Origin of the sequence: Hyphomicrobium denitrificans ATCC 51888, from assembly GCF_000143145.1 — a bacterium.
Classification (GTDB): Bacteria; Pseudomonadota; Alphaproteobacteria; order Rhizobiales; family Hyphomicrobiaceae; genus Hyphomicrobium_B; species Hyphomicrobium_B denitrificans.
On the sequence record NC_014313.1, the window covers coordinates 3075454 to 3092157 of the forward strand.

The 16704-nt window shown below is 60.3% G+C and carries 27 protein-coding genes; 2 read left to right on the forward strand and 25 right to left on the reverse strand.

Annotation, left to right across the window (positions count from 1 at the left end; all coding sequences use genetic code 11):
- Positions 1 to 10 precede the first annotated feature (10 nt).
- From HDEN_RS14735 to HDEN_RS14775, 9 genes are all read right to left on the reverse strand, one after another.
- Positions 11 to 289, reverse strand: coding sequence for a hypothetical protein (locus HDEN_RS14735; RefSeq protein ID WP_013216935.1), 279 nt, complete (start codon positions 287 to 289; stop codon positions 11 to 13).
- A complete protein-coding gene (locus tag HDEN_RS14740) occupies positions 271 to 543 on the reverse strand; it encodes a hypothetical protein (RefSeq protein ID WP_013216936.1) in 273 nt (90 codons plus the stop codon). The genes HDEN_RS14735 and HDEN_RS14740 overlap by 19 nt, the downstream gene beginning before the upstream one ends.
- Entirely contained in the window at positions 540 to 1886 is a 1347-nt protein-coding gene (locus tag HDEN_RS14745; protein ID WP_013216937.1) for a phage portal protein, read from the reverse strand. The genes HDEN_RS14740 and HDEN_RS14745 overlap by 4 nt, the downstream gene beginning before the upstream one ends.
- A 22-nt stretch (positions 1887 to 1908) precedes the next feature.
- Entirely contained in the window at positions 1909 to 3621 is a 1713-nt protein-coding gene (locus tag HDEN_RS14750; protein WP_013216938.1) for a terminase large subunit, read from the reverse strand.
- 10 nt (positions 3622 to 3631) lie between these two features.
- Positions 3632 to 4135, reverse strand: coding sequence for a P27 family phage terminase small subunit (locus HDEN_RS14755; RefSeq protein ID WP_041921680.1), 504 nt, complete (start codon positions 4133 to 4135; stop codon positions 3632 to 3634).
- A 230-nt stretch (positions 4136 to 4365) separates the two neighbouring features.
- Positions 4366 to 4755 (reverse strand): hypothetical protein, encoded by a 390-nt coding sequence (locus tag HDEN_RS18205; protein ID WP_013216940.1) that lies wholly within the window; start codon positions 4753 to 4755, stop codon positions 4366 to 4368.
- A 3-nt stretch (positions 4756 to 4758) separates the two neighbouring features.
- On the reverse strand, positions 4759 to 5151 hold the full coding sequence (locus HDEN_RS14765; RefSeq protein ID WP_013216941.1) for an HNH endonuclease: 393 nt from the start codon (positions 5149 to 5151) through the stop codon (positions 4759 to 4761).
- A 298-nt stretch (positions 5152 to 5449) separates the two neighbouring features.
- On the reverse strand, positions 5450 to 5896 hold the full coding sequence (locus HDEN_RS14770; protein ID WP_013216942.1) for a hypothetical protein: 447 nt from the start codon (positions 5894 to 5896) through the stop codon (positions 5450 to 5452).
- Positions 5896 to 6225: a TM2 domain-containing protein gene (locus tag HDEN_RS14775; RefSeq protein ID WP_013216943.1), complete on the reverse strand. Its 330-nt coding sequence runs from the start codon at positions 6223 to 6225 to the stop codon at positions 5896 to 5898. The genes HDEN_RS14770 and HDEN_RS14775 overlap by 1 nt, the downstream gene beginning before the upstream one ends.
- Positions 6226 to 6758: 533 nt before the next feature.
- On the opposite strand from HDEN_RS14775, the gene HDEN_RS18210 reads away from it, so the two are divergent.
- Both HDEN_RS18210 and HDEN_RS14790 read left to right on the forward strand, forming a co-directional pair.
- Positions 6759 to 6989: a hypothetical protein gene (locus tag HDEN_RS18210; protein WP_013216944.1), complete on the forward strand. Its 231-nt coding sequence runs from the start codon at positions 6759 to 6761 to the stop codon at positions 6987 to 6989.
- Between the two features lie 305 nt (positions 6990 to 7294).
- Positions 7295 to 8506 carry a hypothetical protein gene (locus tag HDEN_RS14790; RefSeq protein WP_013216945.1) on the forward strand — a complete coding sequence of 404 codons (1212 nt, stop codon included), beginning with the start codon at positions 7295 to 7297 and terminating at the stop codon, positions 8504 to 8506.
- 100 nt (positions 8507 to 8606) lie between these two features.
- On the opposite strand, the gene HDEN_RS14795 is transcribed toward HDEN_RS14790, so the two are convergent.
- From HDEN_RS14795 to HDEN_RS14870, 16 genes are all read right to left on the reverse strand, one after another.
- Complete coding sequence (locus tag HDEN_RS14795; protein ID WP_013216946.1) at positions 8607 to 8843, reverse strand: hypothetical protein; 237 nt, start codon at positions 8841 to 8843, stop codon at positions 8607 to 8609.
- A 119-nt stretch (positions 8844 to 8962) separates the two neighbouring features.
- Complete coding sequence (locus tag HDEN_RS14800) at positions 8963 to 9472, reverse strand: hypothetical protein (RefSeq protein WP_013216947.1); 510 nt, start codon at positions 9470 to 9472, stop codon at positions 8963 to 8965.
- A 100-nt stretch (positions 9473 to 9572) separates the two neighbouring features.
- On the reverse strand, positions 9573 to 10187 hold the full coding sequence (locus HDEN_RS14805; RefSeq protein ID WP_013216948.1) for an ATP synthase subunit B family protein: 615 nt from the start codon (positions 10185 to 10187) through the stop codon (positions 9573 to 9575).
- 11 nt (positions 10188 to 10198) lie between these two features.
- Positions 10199 to 10675, reverse strand: coding sequence for a helicase HerA domain-containing protein (locus HDEN_RS14810; protein ID WP_013216949.1), 477 nt, complete (start codon positions 10673 to 10675; stop codon positions 10199 to 10201).
- Positions 10672 to 11127: a hypothetical protein gene (locus HDEN_RS14815; RefSeq protein WP_013216950.1), complete on the reverse strand. Its 456-nt coding sequence runs from the start codon at positions 11125 to 11127 to the stop codon at positions 10672 to 10674. Before HDEN_RS14815 ends, HDEN_RS14810 begins: the two co-directional genes overlap by 4 nt.
- Complete coding sequence (locus HDEN_RS14820) at positions 11124 to 11507, reverse strand: hypothetical protein (RefSeq protein ID WP_013216951.1); 384 nt, start codon at positions 11505 to 11507, stop codon at positions 11124 to 11126. Before HDEN_RS14820 ends, HDEN_RS14815 begins: the two co-directional genes overlap by 4 nt.
- Before the next feature lie 157 nt (positions 11508 to 11664).
- Positions 11665 to 11940, reverse strand: coding sequence for a hypothetical protein (locus HDEN_RS14825; RefSeq protein ID WP_013216952.1), 276 nt, complete (start codon positions 11938 to 11940; stop codon positions 11665 to 11667).
- Between the two features lie 609 nt (positions 11941 to 12549).
- Positions 12550 to 13428 (reverse strand): hypothetical protein, encoded by an 879-nt coding sequence (locus tag HDEN_RS17820; RefSeq protein WP_013216955.1) that lies wholly within the window; start codon positions 13426 to 13428, stop codon positions 12550 to 12552.
- A 5-nt stretch (positions 13429 to 13433) separates the two neighbouring features.
- The gene (locus HDEN_RS14835; protein WP_013216956.1) at positions 13434 to 13946 is read right to left on the reverse strand and encodes a hypothetical protein; all 513 of its coding nucleotides are present in this window, start codon (positions 13944 to 13946) and stop codon (positions 13434 to 13436) included.
- Positions 13943 to 14188, reverse strand: a complete 246-nt coding sequence (locus tag HDEN_RS14840) for a hypothetical protein (protein WP_013216957.1) — start codon at positions 14186 to 14188, stop codon at positions 13943 to 13945. Before HDEN_RS14840 ends, HDEN_RS14835 begins: the two co-directional genes overlap by 4 nt.
- The gene (locus tag HDEN_RS14845) at positions 14188 to 14568 is read right to left on the reverse strand and encodes a hypothetical protein (RefSeq protein ID WP_013216958.1); all 381 of its coding nucleotides are present in this window, start codon (positions 14566 to 14568) and stop codon (positions 14188 to 14190) included. The genes HDEN_RS14840 and HDEN_RS14845 overlap by 1 nt, the downstream gene beginning before the upstream one ends.
- 19 nt (positions 14569 to 14587) lie before the next feature.
- Complete coding sequence (locus HDEN_RS14850) at positions 14588 to 15271, reverse strand: hypothetical protein (RefSeq protein WP_013216959.1); 684 nt, start codon at positions 15269 to 15271, stop codon at positions 14588 to 14590.
- Positions 15268 to 15474 (reverse strand): hypothetical protein, encoded by a 207-nt coding sequence (locus tag HDEN_RS14855; RefSeq protein WP_150103276.1) that lies wholly within the window; start codon positions 15472 to 15474, stop codon positions 15268 to 15270. The genes HDEN_RS14850 and HDEN_RS14855 overlap by 4 nt, the downstream gene beginning before the upstream one ends.
- 53 nt (positions 15475 to 15527) lie before the next feature.
- A complete protein-coding gene (locus HDEN_RS14860) occupies positions 15528 to 15794 on the reverse strand; it encodes a hypothetical protein (RefSeq protein WP_013216961.1) in 267 nt (88 codons plus the stop codon).
- A 49-nt stretch (positions 15795 to 15843) separates the two neighbouring features.
- Complete coding sequence (locus HDEN_RS14865; protein WP_013216962.1) at positions 15844 to 16236, reverse strand: GapR family DNA-binding domain-containing protein; 393 nt, start codon at positions 16234 to 16236, stop codon at positions 15844 to 15846.
- Positions 16236 to 16691, reverse strand: a complete 456-nt coding sequence (locus HDEN_RS14870) for a hypothetical protein (RefSeq protein ID WP_013216963.1) — start codon at positions 16689 to 16691, stop codon at positions 16236 to 16238. The genes HDEN_RS14865 and HDEN_RS14870 overlap by 1 nt, the downstream gene beginning before the upstream one ends.
- Positions 16692 to 16704 lie beyond the last annotated feature (13 nt).

Below are 16704 nucleotides of genomic sequence, written 5' to 3' on the forward strand. Positions count from 1 at the left end.
GCGATGATTGTTAGAATGAACTGAAAAAAGCGAGGATGTTGTCTGCGTAGTTGCGAAGCTCCTCCATCTCGGAGATCGCCGGGTTCGACGGATCGGCAGCATTCATCGCGCCGATGTCTTCTTCGAGATATTGCCGTACCTGCTGCGCCCGCTGCTTCAATTCGGAGATATTATCGATGAGTTCTCTGGCCTCCGCCGCCATGTCGTCGAGCCCGGTGCGGTAAGTTTCGACGCTGACGCCGGACGAGCGTTGTTGCCTACGCGAAGGTCTCAAGTTGAGGGCGTACATATCGGCTCTCTGTCGGCTAGGGTTTCGCTGACGCGGTCCTGGAAATACGAAATCGAACTCAGCAGATCGTCGAAATGCACACCGTCGATATCTTCGCCGTCCGCTTCCGACGCCGCGATGAAATCGTCCGCAAAGCCGGTCAGAAGATCACGCATCTCGACGCAGCCTTCGTGCGTGAAGGGCGTCGCGTGCCTCGCCAGTAGATCATCGATGGCCGCACACATGCGCGACTGAACGCCGGCGCGTTCACTCATTGCGGCGGCACCGGGCTTTCGACGGGCGCCGTGCTTTTCGGAGCCGCAAGCTGCGCCGGAGTGGTCCCGGTGTTGTTGCGCTGGAGCTGGACGCGATCCATGTCCGGATCGCCTTCGATGGGCTCCATGCCCTCTCGAATGCGCGCCTCGTTCGGAGTCATGAAGACCTTGGTCGCATCGCTATAGCTCTTGTAACGATCGGTGGGCGTTCCGCGCGCGTCAGAGTCCATGTCGATTTTGATCTTCAGTCCCTGTTTACGCTCTTCCCCCGTCAACAGCCCAATGGTTGCTGCCTGCTCTAAGCGCACCACCCACGGCTGGTCGGTGTATTTCGCCTTGGCCGTGAAAAAAGCTTCTACCGAGGCGAAGTTCTGACTTCCGTCATTATGGCCGATCGTGACCGGAAAGACGCGAAAGAAGCGGCAGACATCAGAAACCTGCAGCTTCCGGTTTTCGAGTAGCTCGGATTTTACGCCCTCAGCAGTGATGGACTCGAACTTGAATTTGTTGTCGAGAACCGCAACACCGCCCTGACCTCCGGAGCCGTAGGCCGCACGCCATGCTTCGCGGATCGCATCGCGTTGCTCCTTTGTGATCCCTGACTCGGTCGTCAATATGCCGGACGGGCGCATATCGTTGGCGTAGAACCGGGCCTGCGATGATTCCATCGCTGCGGCCAGGCCGATTGCTTCCTTTGCCAAATTAACAGTCGCATGCCCCTGCCAGGGATCGGCCATCGGGCCGTTGAGACGAAAGATCTGATGCGGTTGCCAACGCATCGTCTCACCGTAACCCTGAACCATCCACGTGAGCTGCCACATCGTATCAACGTCCGGTGCGCAGCATCCTGGAAGAAGCGGCAGAAGTTCCGTCGCCCGACCCTCTTCGTCCCGCTGGACGATCGTGTATGCGCCTTTGTGAAACGTCGCGAGGCCGACCATGTATTCGATGAATTCGAACGGCGTCATCCAGTCGTTCGGCGCATCGGTGAGAAGGCGGCGAACGGGATGGTCGAATTGATTGGTCGTTCGAATACGTCCGGCCTTTGGATCGTACTCTTCTTTGACGACGCTAATCGGTAGTTTCGCGATATCCTCGGATATGACACGACGGCAAGCGTACGCAACGCCGATCCTGAGTGCCATTTCTGGTCCAACGACAAGCCCCGCCTTCGTCGGGCCGCCCGCGAGCGCTTCGCCGAAGGCCTCCTCCATCGACATCGGCTCGAAACCGCGGTGCTCGACGAAGCCGAGCGCACGGTCGCCGTAGTGCGACGGCACATAGCCGACGGTCGACGCCAACGCGTTGGCGTCGCTCTCGGACCATTCAAGGCTTTGGTTCATCGGGTGCGTTCGTTCCAATCCATCAGTTCAATGGCAGCACGAGCAATTCGCCGCTCGCGAGATAGCTTTCTGGCGCGGCTTCCTTGCCGGCCATCGCCAACGCCATCACGTTCGCCGCGATACCGTCGATCTTGTTTGCCGAAGACTTTTTGCACGGCATGTAGTTCTCGTTGCCATCGCGGCGGATGGCGGTGTTGGACGCCATCCAGCGCAGAACCGGATGGCCGCCGTGGTCGAGCTGCTCCTCGAGCACGAGCCGTTCGAGCGTCTTCGACGGACCTGACATCGAGAGCATCGCGAAGCGGACCAATTCGACCGGAACCCCCTTTTCGCTCAGGTTCGTCGCGACCGAATGCGCGTTGAAGAGGTCGATGCCGAGACCTTCGACTTTGAACAATTCGCAGTCCGCCAAAACCTGTTCTTCGATCGCCGCATGATCAGCCGCGTTTCCCGGCGTCGTAACGAGGGCGCCGATCTTCTCCCAGCTCTCGAATGGCACGCGGCTTTTCTTGGCCGCGATCTTCATCGAGACCTTCGGCCACCAGAAGCGCGGCAGGATCGTCCAGAACGTCTCGTTGTTCTCTGGCGGAAAAATCCAGACGAGTGCGCAGAAGTCCTTGGTCGAAGCGAGATCGAGCCCGCCAAAACAGCGGCGCCCGTACATCTGCTCCGCGATATGCTGCCAGTGCTCAGGCCCGCCGATGTTACAGGCGTTCCACGATGGCATAGGAAGCCATCGTTCGTTTTGACCCACCCAGATATTGAGGTGGTAGCGCTTGAAATCGTTCTCCTTCGCGGTCGACTGCACGGCCTCGCGCGCACCGCGAACCATGTAATCGTATTTGACCGAGACGTTGAGGTTCGGATTCGCCTCCGCCCATACGAGCGGATCCTCAATGTCAATTTCGATCTTCGCGTCTTGCGGCGCGCAGTAGATGACGACGAGCGTTTCCGGATCGTCGAAGGAGCCTTCGCAGATCCCGACGCTCTCGTTCCAGATCTCGATGCCGAAACCCTCTTCGATGCCGGCCGTCGAGATGATCCATTCCATCGGTTCCGACGCCGACGCCATGCCGTTGCGGACATAGGTGTAAAGTTTGTCGTCAGCCCACTCGTGCGCCTCGTCGCCGATCAGGTAGACCGGACCGAGACCGTGCTTGCCGCGCGCCTTTCCGGTGAGCGCCTTGAAGAGCGCCCGCGTGTCGCGGAGGTACAGCGACTCCTCAAAAACCTCATAGTGCTCGGCCAGCTCGTCCGAGTAGTCGACCATGTCCTTGGCCGCATTGAACACGATCGAGGACTGATCGCCGGACGACGCGATCGCGTAACACTCGGCGCCGATCACACCGTCGCCCAATAGGCAGAGGTGCGAAACCCCGGCGATCAGTTCCGTCTTGCCGTTCTTGCGCGGCACCCAGATGATGATGCGCCGATAGAGCCGCGTGCCGTCGGCCCGCATCCATCCGAAGGCTTGCCGGACAATCCAGTCGCGCTGCCACGGCTCGAGGTGGAACGGACGCCCGGCCCACTCCTTTTTGGTGAGCCTGCAATACCGCGGAAAGAACTGCACCGCGTTGTGCGCGGCGATAGGATTGAACCAGGCACCCTCCGGCTTTTGCCGCCAATGCGAATAGTATCGCGGTTCGCCGGGGGCGAGCGGCCTTAGCGGATCGGGCTGCTTCCCGATTTCAACGCCAGGCGGCAGCGCATCGGCGCAGCTCTCCTGAGCGCGCAACGCGGGTCCGTCAATTCATCTTGTGCGATGCCTTCAAGACGCCGAGCGGTCCGGTCGGCTTGCCGGGCTTTGATGGCTCATCGGGCTTGTCTCCGTTCGGCGTTTTCTCGCCCGGCTTCAGGCCCTTCTTTTCCAAATTCAACCGCGAATCTGGATTGCCCGCGATCAACTGCTCGATCGCGCGCATTTCCCGCGACAGCGCCAGCATTTGATCAAACGCCGGGTTGCGCTTGATTATGTCGCCGCCGGCGGTTCCCTTCGTTTTGTACGTCGGCTTCGGCAGCGACTTCGTCAGCCGCCGATAGACGGCGCTGAGTTGACAGTACCGCGCGATGACAGCGTGATCCGAAAACTTGAACCAGGCCCGCGCATTTGGCCCGCCCATGATCTCCGACCAGACGATCCGCTCCGCCTTCGAAATAAGATACGGAGGAGGCTGGACAAAGCGTGAATCCGGCACATCGTCTTGTATGTCCGTTTCGTCCGCAATTTCCGGCTCGGATTGGCGGGCCAATACGGCTTTCGTTTTGCCTTTACGCCGACCAGGAAACCCTTGAGCGGACTCAAGTTCTGGCGATTTACCTCTCGGACCTCGCTTACCCATTTATTGCTGCGAATTCCGCGTCACAATTCGCGGCAATTACCCCCGATATGTGCATCAAAAAAAATAATATGCTCCAAAAACTTGCGCCCAATTTTTTTTCTCGAACCGCGCGGTCTTTGCCCCTGACATCGGTAAGATTTTCACTCCCCCCTGGGGGGTCGGTTTTTCAACCTAGTTAGGTCCTCGAAGACTTCTGACACCAATGCGGGATTGGAAGTCCCGAACGAACCCTTCATGACGGCCGCAACGACCTTCGACTTATCCTGCGTAAGCTGCATCGCGACATTTACGAGCATCGTCGTCACTTGGCGCCGGTCATCAGACGGTGCATCAAACGCAACGAGCGCAATCTGCAAATCTGCTATCAGCGCGGATGCATTCTCGGCTGTGAGCACCGCGACTCTTTTGCCGTATTGAATATCGTGGAAGGCCAAGCCGATCTTGCGGCCGTTCGGGTCGCGATCGCCGACTTCATTGCACCGGTCGACGATAAACGCTCTTTTTTCTGAAAACTCTAAGCCTTGCGCCACCGATCAGCCTCCACAATCAAAATACTCAGGCATCTTGCGGTCGAGACGTAGCGCCGCGACGCCGACCCTGCCGGCATCCCAAAGCGCCTCGATGACCTTCTTGATCTTGTTGTGGCACTCGCCGCAGAGCGACTGCCAGTTTGCTGGATCGCGAAACAGAACCTTGTCGCCGCGATGTGGGACGATGTGGTCGACCAGCGATGCGGGCCGGATGAAGCCGTTGGCCTCACAGCACACACACAACGGGGACCGCCTCAGATGCGCGCGCCGGTCCCGGTCCCACTGCCGGTCATAGCCTCGCGAATATGCGGTCCCGCGCCGATCATCATGCTGCTGTGCAGGCTTCGCGGGCCGGAGTGCGGCGAGCGCCTTATGCGGCTGATACCGCGGCGGCATGCTCGGCAAATTCGACAGATCTCCGGTTATCAGCGCACAGACGAGCGTAAAATGGGTGCAAGTGCACGCGTCAGAATGAAAGGAGGGGCGATGAAGAAGCAGAAACGATTGTCTATCTACTTCCGCTTCACAATTCTCTGGTGGAGATAAGCCCCAAAACAAAAGCGCCGGGAGCGTTCAGCTTCCGGCGCGCATCCTTCGCAACCATATCGATTCCCTACCTTGTCCCACGCGATTCTGCTATCGCTTTTTTGCAACACAATTCAAGGAACGGTAGAAAAGCGGAATTGGCGGCAAATCAGAGAGCTTCGATAGAAACCTCTTCAAGCTTTCGCCGACGCAGCGCACGCTTTTGCATAGTCAGAAAATCTCCTAGCGAACCACACACAGCTACTTTCGCTGGATTTTCCATGACATCATTCACATCCGAGACAATTTTCACAATAGAACCTCGCTCAGTCCGATAAATTGGGCGTAGCCTTGAGACCATTTTCCATCCCAGTTTAGCCACCATCAATGCTGGCGCTTGAAGGTCAGTAACGAGGTATGCATTTGGCTCCGGATCGTCTCCGACCGACGTTATGCGCAAGACATCGTCAAACTCACCCGTCTTTTGCAGGTGAAGCCAAATCTCCTTCAGTATGCGCGCCATCACGGCTCTTTCAACCGGAGGGGTGTCCTGCGCCGCGCTCTCGATAAGCGAAACAATTTCAGCTATCGCTTTGATGCGCTCTTGCGATGCCATTATGCTGCAGCCGTATGTGTGCCGGTCAACTTCGACACCAGATCCATATTGTAGGCCCTAATCCAGCCAGGAATTAGAAACGCATCAACAAGAACCCAAATCCCGTCTGCCAAGATGAAGAAGCCAGCTATCGGCGTGGCGGCCGTCGCCAAACCTCCCAAGAAAAGACACAGCATTCCAAATGCTGACCCGCTGCGGTTCGCATAGAACCGATGGCCCCCAACGAGCCCGAGAAACAACCAAAGCGCGTAGGCGACGCCATTCGACTTCTTGTTTGCCTCGAAGAGCATGAGCGAATGCGCGTCGCTCGTCACTGTCGGCTGAACCATTTTATCTCTCCCCGATATATTCCCCGTTTCATTTCCTTCTAGCCGCCTTTGCCCGAGCTTCCAATGCCTCGGCTATCAACTCTCGAACCACTTGACCTTTGTCGGGTTGCTCCATCGGTCTCGATGCTTGGATTGCCTCGATCTCGGCATTCATCGGTTCGGGGAAACGGACCGTCAGCGAAACCATCATGGCTCTATCCCCGGTCTTTGGCGGCCGCCCAGGGCCTCGTGACTTGCTCTTGCTCATATGCAAACTAATACCGTAACCGCTCCGATTGCATAAAATCACGAAAATGTGACGAGAAAACCAGGGACGCGGCTTGACGTTCCTTCCTCGTGCCGCCCCGCCGCATTGAATTTTGTAACCGCTTCGGTTACTATACTACCAGACGGCCATGCAGGCCCCTACCCGAACCGAGACGCCACGCAAGAGATGCCAGAACGGGCACCGCGAAGTGGAACGGGGATACTCAGGGACGACCGGCAGCCCGAACCCAGCGCCGCAAGGCGATGGCGAAGCTATGGAGAAACACATGACGACACTCAAGCACGACACCGCAATCGAATGGCCGAACGGTGCGGGGTTCACGCCTTGCACTCGCGAGTACGCTGAGGTGACCGACAAGATAAATGACCTCAACGACTTCGGACGCATTGGAATGGGGGACATGAGTTCCGAGGACTACGAAACTTACAACCGTCTGCTCGTGCGCCGCGACGAGCTGCAGCTTTCCGGCCATCTCGGAGAGTCCGTCCGGTACTGATCCGCACTTCAAGAACAACGGCTTGCGGGACGCATGGTCCCGGCCGCACGACCCGGCGGGATTGCGGAAAATTTCCACAATCATCTGCCCACTAAACCCATCAACGCACCGAACCTTGGACCCACACCCGAACTCAAAATCGGGCCTGCACCGCCGCCCCGAAAGAGCGTGTGCACGGGCGCGCATCGAAAGCGCGTGAGACGGCGACACTAGAAACCCACTCATGCAAACGGCCCACCGATGACCCTGATGGTTGCACATCAGGCGGCAGGCCGCGCGTGAGTATCCGCGAAGGAAAACTTCACATGACGACACCTATCACAACCTGGCGCATTCCGCGAGCCGCATGGATCATGGTCGGGCTGGCGGTTTCGGCCGAAGCGACATCGAACGCGCTTCGCGCCTATGACCTCGGCTCTCACCTCGAGAAACTGACGGTCAGCGTCTACGGCGTTTCGCTCAGCCTCGCCGGCATCGTGCTGGTGCTGGCGGCGATCGCCGTCTCGCTCTCACAGACCAGGGCGGCTTGGGTTGCCCTGACACCCGGCGACACGCGCCAGCGCATCGTTGCCGGGATTGCGGCCTGCCTTCTGCTCTCGATCTCGATCACAGCGATGGCGTCTCATATCCTGAGCGCCCAGCGCGCCAAGGTCGGCGACGAGACGAAGGACCGGAACGGCTACCACGATGCCAAGCAGCTCTATGACGCTGCCGACGCGGAGTGGAAGAAGGTCCGCAACGCCGGAACCGTTGCCGAGGCCCAGGCGGCGATCACCGCGGCAAGAGCGAAGGTCGACGACAACATCTGGCGACGGACCGACGGCTGCACCGACGCGACGGCGAAAGCTTCAAAGGCGGAGTGCAAGACGTTCCGTGACCAGAAACCGGAACTCGACGCGGATTTGGCGAAGGCAAGCCGAAAAGCTGAACTCGAAGCGAAGCTGCCCGGGCTCAAGGCTGATCTCGATCGTCAGCACCTGACGTCGGAAGCATCCGCATCGGAAGCGACCGTATCCTGGGGCTGGGCCTGGATCATGGGCATCGGCGTCGTGATGATCGCGACGTTCGGGCCTGCGATCTTCGCGAAGGTCGAGACGGTTGCCGCTCCGGCTCCGGTCGAAGCTCCGGCAGCTCCGGCGGTCGACGTCTCCGGACAATCCGACTTCCCGGACCTTCCGAAGCAATCGTTTGACGATCTCAAGTCGGCGCTGACCGGCCAGCAGCCGAACGGTCCGGGGGCCGAAATCCTGGCATTCCCGGGGCCGAACGGTTCGCCGAACAATCCGCCGAACGGTCCGAAGCCGGGAAAGCGGATGAAGAGCCGGAAAGTGGAAGTGCTGGCGGACATTCGCGGGCGCATCGATGCCGGCGAACAATTCGCGAGCCAAGAAGACCTTCGGGCCGAGCTGGTCAAACAGTTCGGACCTATCGGACGGTCGACGCTGTCGGACTGGCTGAAAGAGCTTGCCGCCGAAGTCGAACGGACGACGGTCGGCCGCCGCAAGGTGGTCGGCTAGGCCGCACGGGCGTTACGATTTGTTACGACCTCAGCCCTCGGTGCACCCCAGCGCCGGGGGCTTTTTGTTGCCGTCGTCGGCTCGGCACACAAATCGTGCGCTAACCGCCGTTCATAAATTGGCGAAGAACGGCCGCTTTAAAGTCCGTTCGATCTTCGCCACGCGATGCAAGCGCAACGATGATGATTGCAATTCGCTCTCGCTGTGCAGATTCATCCTGGTATTTTGAAAGCCCGTTGCTCTGCACGTCCTTCCAAACATCCTCCAGAACGCTTGTTAAATAAGCGACATCTTCGGGGCTAAAGCCGCCCCGGGCAATTTCTTGCCGGGCTTTCATCGGACCCACTCCCACACCTTTCCCTAGTTTAGAATAGACGCGAGAAGGAACGTTTGATGATCCTCTCGAAAGCGCAATAGCTCAAAACCGAGATATCGCAAATCTCGGTAGGGGCCAAGTCACAGCATGATGTCCTTTGCCAAGCGTTCGAGCGCCGCGCGCGCTGCTGCAATTTCGGTGTCGAAGCGCCGGGTCGCGCCGCACGTCACCACGGGCCGCCCGTCGATGCACGCCGTCCAGAAGTCGGGCCGCTCCTCGAGTTCGATCCGGCCGTCGTCAGATATCAGCGGCGCCCTGTTCCATGTCGCGCGATAATACTGAAATCGCACACCATCGACTTCCAGCCAGCGGTGCAACGGACGGAGAGACGGCCATTTCTCCATAACGGCATCCGCGCCGCGAGCGCGCTTGATCGCACGCATCCGGAACGGCTTCGAGAAACCCCGCCGGACCTCGTCAACACGCGCGGCAGTCAGGGCCTGCGCAATGCGGCGCGCGGAACTGTATCCCTCGATCAGAAACGTGCCGCGCGACATCACATCGTTGCGCATGATCTCAGTGACGATGCGGACTGCGGTCTCGCGATCGGCCGGGTTCGGCGCATCGTCGTCGTCGAGAAAAATCTTCAAGGTCCGGCCCCTCGTTCCCTGGGTTAAGGGCGGAACATAACGAGAACGATACCTTTTCGGCAAGAGGGCCAGAGGCTACATCTGGGCGCATGTGCAATCTCTATTCGATGACACGATCGCGGGCCTTCCCGCGCGGCAACGGCTCGAACGGTCCCAGCGCATCGAGCCCGCCCGCCGTGATGACGAGGATGTCATATCCCTCGATGAACCCGTTAGACCGCAGCGCGCCGAGCGCGTTCTTGAAGCCCCCGCCGCCGACAGCGTAGCCAGTCAGAAGCGCCACCTGCACTTTCGTTCGTCCGTCGGGATATTGAGCCAGCGCCGTCAGGACGAGCCGCTCCGCCTTGCCAAGCGAACAGCTGGTCGATGAAGCCGGGCCCGACGCAGGCGCGCGCTCTTCTTGCACCGTCGCAATGCGCGAGGCCGGCTCAGGCGCCGCGTCGACCGGCCCTACATCGTTCGGCCTGAGTGACTTCAACGCCGAGACGGCATCATGGATGGCGCGTCCGTAGCCTTCCGACTGCCCAACGCGCCGGAATTCTTCACCGGCTGCAGCTCGGCCGCGCTCTTCCGCCTCGCGCAGCGCGCGCGGGTCTGGCGCCGCCGCCTTCCCGGCGTTTGCGAGTTCCTTTTCAAGCTCGGCGACCTTCGCCTTGAGCCGCTTCGGATCGTTCTCCTCAGCGTCCTCCAGCGCCTCGCCGATGATCGCGCGCAATTCCTCCTGATCTACGGCCGCCGTCTGGACGTCGATGATCTCCTCATCGTCCGTCGGCGTCGCGGCGTTGTCGAACGTCGAGAATTTGGGGAACGCTCAGCCATGTCGAGGATCGACAGCGGCAGTTTGCCGGAGCCGACGATTTGGCCGATGGCCGAACCGGCGGACGAATGCAGCGGCACGTGCCCGCGCGGCCCGCCGAGGATCTTGAATGGAAGGCCGGGCTGGCTGCCGTCGGCGCTGGACGTGATCCCCCACCAGTCCGACTTGATCGTATCGAGGATGCAGACCCGGAAGCCGCCGGCGACAACCTGCTCGACGGCGAGTTTCGATGTCGACGTCTTGCCGCTGCCGGTCTTGCCGATGATGGCGGCGTGCTGCGACAGCGCCGCGCTCGGTATGCATTCCGCCACGATCGTCTCCCTCTCACTTGCTGGCACCCCGGCCCCGAACAAATCGCCTTTCATCATCGTCATTCCATCGGTCACGGTTTGCTCTCCGAAAGAAGGGCGTGGATTAATTTGACGGCGCGGTTTTTTGTGACATTCCCGGCCGCCTCGGCGATGAGTTCCGGCGGCGACGACAGCATAATCTTTTGCGTTTCGTCGTGCGGTTCGCCAACGATAACTGGCATTTCGAGAATGGCGGTGATGACATCCTCTATCGCCTTACGCCTCGCCTCATCGGCGGCACGTTTGATTTCATCGTCCTTTTCGTTGAGTTGCCGCGACGCATCGAGAATGAGCTTGCCACCTAACTTTCTCGCCTCATCGAGTTGAGCGCGAAGGGACGTGATCTCGGCGAGCGCCAATTCATGGGTTTCGATGTCCAGTGCGAACGATTGTGCTAGTTCACCAGCCGTCGCGCTGCCTTTGAGTATCTGTAGCTGCTTGATGCTCGATTGCAGTCGCAGGACCGCTTTGCTAGGTGTCTCGCTCACTTCACCGCTCCATTAGTAGAGGGGCGCACGACCGCCGGTTTGAACGTCGCGTTCCGCAATAGCTCCGCAGCACGAGCCTCGCCGAATGTTTCGTATGCGGTGCCGTCCAGCACGAACGCCCGTTCCTGCACCCAATTCCCACGATGCTTGTGGCTGTCGATTTGTAACGTGACCTTGGTTTCGCCAGCAGGGTCCACGTATTGCGCGATCGCTATTCCATTTCCGCTCATGTGCATGATTGCCTGCCAATTCGGCTCAACGTGCAATGCTTCGGCGGCCGAGCGGTATTCGGCGACGGCGCGCTCAATCTGATCCGGTCGCAATCCCGTGGCACTTGCGGCAGCAGCGGCGGCATCGGAGTTTATGGGCGCTTTGCTCATCCCCGCACCTTTTCTGTAGAGGGGGCTTCAACCGTGCCACTGCCTCCGCAATCGGGACACTCGGCTACGGCTTCATCACCTTTGTCGCCGGTCCGAGGGTTCAAATACCGATCCCAATCGGTGACAATCTCGCCGTTCCCTTGGCAGCGTTCGCACGTCATCCCCGCACCTTTGCATCTGTAGAGGGGGCGCTGTCGGACAAATGCACAATCTGATCGACGGCGTGCCCTTCGGCGTGCGTGTTGGATCGCAGGAGTAACTTCACCAAGCCATCGACCTGAAACGCAGAGAGCTTCATGTAGAAATCAGCGCTTTCTGGCAACGCACATTGCACGTGCCGCAATGCTTGCACGAGCGCGAAGGCGTCATCTCCGCGAATGAATATCCCGGGCCAGTCATCGCCGCACTGGACCACTCCGGTTTCAAGCCTCATGGCTGATCCTTTGCATCTGTAGAGGGGGCGCTGAGAGCTTCCCACATCAATACTGGCCCACCTTGCCGCCCGCTAAAGCTGTATGTATCTGGCCGTGACCTGACCAATCCGTCGCGCTGTAGCTGCTTCATGTGCTTTCGCGCGGCGTCGGTGGACATCGCGAAGCGGGCTGCGATATCCACTGTGTCGGCACCGCCGCAAGCGCGCACCCAATCAAGGATTGAAACCGCTCCGCGTTTGTCACGAATTGATGCGATAACGGCCATCACAGCACCTCATCAGTGCTGAGAGCAGCGCGACCTGCTTCGGGCAAATAGGGCACCCATTCTTCGCGGCGCACTTTCCCGGAATAACCGCACTCGTCACACCCGATGCCGACACGGCATTGTGCGCTGTCGTCCCAGTCATAATTGTGCGCGAGGCCACCGTATTCGCCGCCTTCGAAGCAGCCAGAGCATGAGTCAGTCCACCGTACAATCTGGAGGACGCAGGGCATTCCGTAGGCTGGCTTCGGATCGAAAGCGTATTTGCGCCGCCGATCAACGCGATGCCCAAGGATGCGTTCTGCCTCTCGTGCGCTGATGTCTCGGATTTTATTGCGCCGATCGCTCACGACGTCACCTCGTCAGTGCTGAGCTTCCCCGCTTCGCTTGCAGGCTGAGAGAGACGGGCCAAGGCATTTTTGGTCAAATGCTCGATCTCGCGGAGCGCGTTGGAGATACCGAAAACATTCGCGTTGGACTTCGCACTGTCAGTCTCAGCTTCTTCTCGCTCGCGCCACGCCTCAAGCAGCGCATCGCGCAACGCTTCGGCCGTCGCCTCGAGAATATTCTCCGCGTCGTCGCATTCGCCGCTTTCAACGGGATGGTTTTCCGAGAATTCCGTTCCGGTATCGGGATTTAAATACAGGTAGCCAATTGGCCAGTTTGCAGGCTGAGGCGCGCCTTTAAGAGCGGCACGGGCTCGCAAGAACTCGCTTTCGGCAAAGTGATCGGTAACGCGTTCTCGAATTGCCGCATCGAGAATGTCTGTACCGTCTTCCGCCGAGAACCCAAAATGGGCGAACGGCTCAAGAGCCTCCCTCAATATCCCGACATCATCTGATGTCTGCCGGTCACTTTCCGAGTTGCGCGGAAATCCCGCCGAACTGACGTAAGGCTCGACGGTCCACGCATCCTCATCAGCAGCGTGGACGGCTTCAGCATCCTCGCGGCGGGCGTATCGCGTTGCCTTTTCGCGATCAGGTGTCCATGCCGGTCCGAAGTCGGTCCAGTAACGCCATTCGGTGCCTCTGCCATTGCCAACGATCCACGCGGAATGATGCCGATCGTTTACAGGGAGGGTGGAGAGAGCGGCGTCGATTTTTGCGAGCGCAGATCTCACTGCGTTGCCATCGCCAAACTGGCGGCCGTGGGTTTCCTCATCGCCTTCAATGTAAAGGCGTGCTTGCTCGAGCGCATCGCGAGAAATCTTCATTACGTCCGTCATCGCCCTCACCCCTCCACCTTCGTCGCCATTGCGATCAGCCAGTCCATCCGGCGCAGCAGTTCCGCGTCCGTCCAGATTTCGACGTTGCAGCGTTTGGCGTGCGCGCGGATCGCGGTCTCGACCAGGCCGGGCGCTGCTTCCTCCGTCGTGAAGCTCATCCACTCGCCCTTGCCGTCGTCGAAGCAGTCGCGCAGGCTGCCGTAGGTGTCCTGCCAGAGCCGGTCGGCACTGTTCCAATCGTCAGCCCAGAAGCGCAGGATCAGCGCGCGGTCCTGGTAGGGCTCGTTCGCAGACAGGACCGGGCTTTTGCGGTCCTCCCAGGACTGCGTCAGTCCCATGAGGATCGGCCAGCCGCCTTGATTGTCGCCCCAGTAGCGCTGTTGCGGACCGGAGAGATTGGCCGCCACCCAGAGCGCCGTCGGGCCGATTTCCTCAAACGCGAACCGGCGCGCGGGCGAAAGCTTCGGAACAGCGATGCGCTTCCAGCGCGGCGCCGTCGTGTCGTTGGCTGCGATCATGGCGCGTTCTCCGAGGGAGCGGCGTCACGCCGAGGAAATATCGTGTGCCCGTTCGCGATCTGGCGCCACGCCACCGCGAAGACGGCAACGTAAGTGGCCATCCCGAAGTAGAATGCGCCTTCGGAGTAGGTTGCTGCGCTAAGCGCGTGGAAGAGCGCCCAGGCTTCGATGACGAAGCCCATCGCGAACGACGCCTGTTCGAAAAACCGAACGAACGTGGATTCGGCCTCTTGCCTTTTCATCACCGTCTCCCGGCTTCGTTGTCGAGTTTGTGCTGCGCCATCGCGAGGCGCGCGGCCGGCGTCAGCAGCCGCACGTGAAGGATATCCGCCGCTTCCGTCAGCGCAGCCTCGAGCTTTTCCGCCGTGCACCCGACCCAACGCCCGTCGCGGCGCGTTCCGGTGCGCTCCAGCGTAGCGAGCGCGCTGGCGATAAGACGTTCGGTGAAGATCTCGTTGTTGGCGTAGAGCGTCAGCGCGATGCCCTCGACGCGCGGGTTGGCGCTGCGGTGCTTGCGGAGTTCGCGCTCCGGATCGTTCGTCGAAATCACTTTCATGAAGGTGTCGCTCTCGGCGATGGCCGCGATCGCATGCAGGCCCAGCGCTGAAAGCGCCGCCTTCATCTCTCTGCTGAGCGTGGTCTCACCGCTGGAGTGAGAGCCGATAGCAGTCGATGACGGCCCGGTTGTAGAGAGTGCGGACTTTGGCGGCATAGTGCTTCCCCTTTTTGTACGGCGGCATTTCAGAGATGGCGCGGAGCGAAAAACCTTTGGCGCGGAGCCAGCAGAGGTCCTGCTGCTCGGGCGCTAGACGGGCGAACCAGACGAGCACGCGCTCGCTGTCTTCCTGCTGCGCCCGCGATGGGCGAAACCGGGTGTCGATGCCGGGCGCGTAATCCCCAGCTCCGGCGCAGGTCACGAGCCCGTAGACGCGGATGCGGGTCATGGCGCGCAATTCGTCCGGCAGCGCGAGGTGCACCTGCAGCGCCATGATCAGGCGATCGTTGAAGGCTTCGAGTGTCGCGGCGACGTCGGGCGGCGGCGCGTCGGCGGTCCGCAGCGGCTGCGGTGACGGCGTGCGCGCGATAGGCTTCAGCGGCGTCCACGCTTCCGGCCAGTCGATCTCCGGCACCTTCACCGGCACGCCGAAGCGGTTGAAGCGGAAGAACGTCTTGTAGTTCCGCCGGCGGCCGGTTTCCCAGCGCCAGTAGCCGTGCCCATCCCACGTGCGGGCATAGAGATGCGCGCGCGTGTTCACTGGCAGGGACTCGATGATGAATTCCCCGACGGCCGGCCGCTGGCGCGTGATGGTCGATGGCTCGCTCACGCCTTCGGCCTCCATCCGCGAGGCTCGACGCAACGGCAGGTCAATCCGAACCAAACCCAGAACGTCAGTCGCCCGCTCAGAAATCGGCGATGCGCAAATCCATCGGCCTTGGCGTATCCAAACTGGAGTTCGATTTCGACGTTGTGCGGCGGCTCGACGGTGATCGGCATCCACGGCCGACTGTCGAGAAAGCCCTCGAACACGTCGGCAGGAGCCCTACTCGCTACGGCTTCCGTGGTGAGAAGGATCGGCGACATCATGGCAGCCGTTCTCCTTCAAAGAGGACGTCGCCATCATCGCCCCGGCCGGGGTCGATTCCTCCGATACACGTCCACGTGTCAGCGACGGCGTGCGGAATCCAGTACGTCATCGGCCCATCAGCCAGCTGCAGCTTGCCTTCGAGTTCATCGGCACCGACGTCGATCAGCCAATGCTCGCGGCCGTAATCGTCGACGAGCAATACGAGCGTCGCACCGGGCGCAACGCCGCGATCGTCCCGCGCGAGATCAGAGAGGCGTCCCATCACTTCGCCTCCCCGACAAACAAAAAGGCGAATTCTGGAAGCTGATCCATCAGTTCAGATCCTTGTTGCCCTTGAACGGGACGACGTCGCCGCCCCGCTTCGCTTTCTTCTCTTTCTTCGGTTCAGGGAGTTCGCCCGCGTCCTCGGCGGCGCGCTTCTGCGCGTCTTCGAGCGTGACGGGCAGGCCGAGCGCCGAGCGATAGGTGTCGAGCACCAGCTCCATCTCGAGCTGGCTGCATTGGAATGAAGCACCGCGGCGCTTCTCTTTGACGACCTGGTTGAAGACCTTCATGTCGTAGCCTTCGGCCTTCGCGTCGGATTTGATCTCCTTGGCGCGGTCCTGCAGCTCGGCGATGTCGTCGAGCACGCCCGCAAGTTCCTCGGCGCGGCCTTTGAGATCCGCGTTGGCGTTCGCGCCGAGGGTGAGGGTTTCGTCGGACATCAGGCGACGGCCTCGGCGCTGGCGGCCATCGCATCGGCTTCATCTGACGGAGAGATGAATTCACCGGTCACGGCATATAGCGGTAGACCGAGGGCCGTCTTGAGTATCTGCTCTCCCGTCGATCTATCGACGAGCACGCCGTCATCTTCATGGATAAGAAATCCAGTCAGAACGCAGCGGGTCGGCGCGTCGAGTTCGTCAGTCACGACCGGGCCATACTCTTCACAATCCTCCCATTTCGCATGAGCTTTGTCGTAGGCGTCGTTGAGGGCAACGATCGCCGGATCGCCATGATTTTCGATCACATCACCATCGACATCGATATGTGCGCTACCGCAAGCCTCGCGAAGTTTGTCCCATGCGTCTTCTGCAGCTTGGAAAAGCCGCTCCGCTTCGCGCCGCGCCTCCGCGTCCGGGACGTTGGCAATGAACTGTGTGCGCTGTTCTGGTGTCATGATCGTTCCCCTG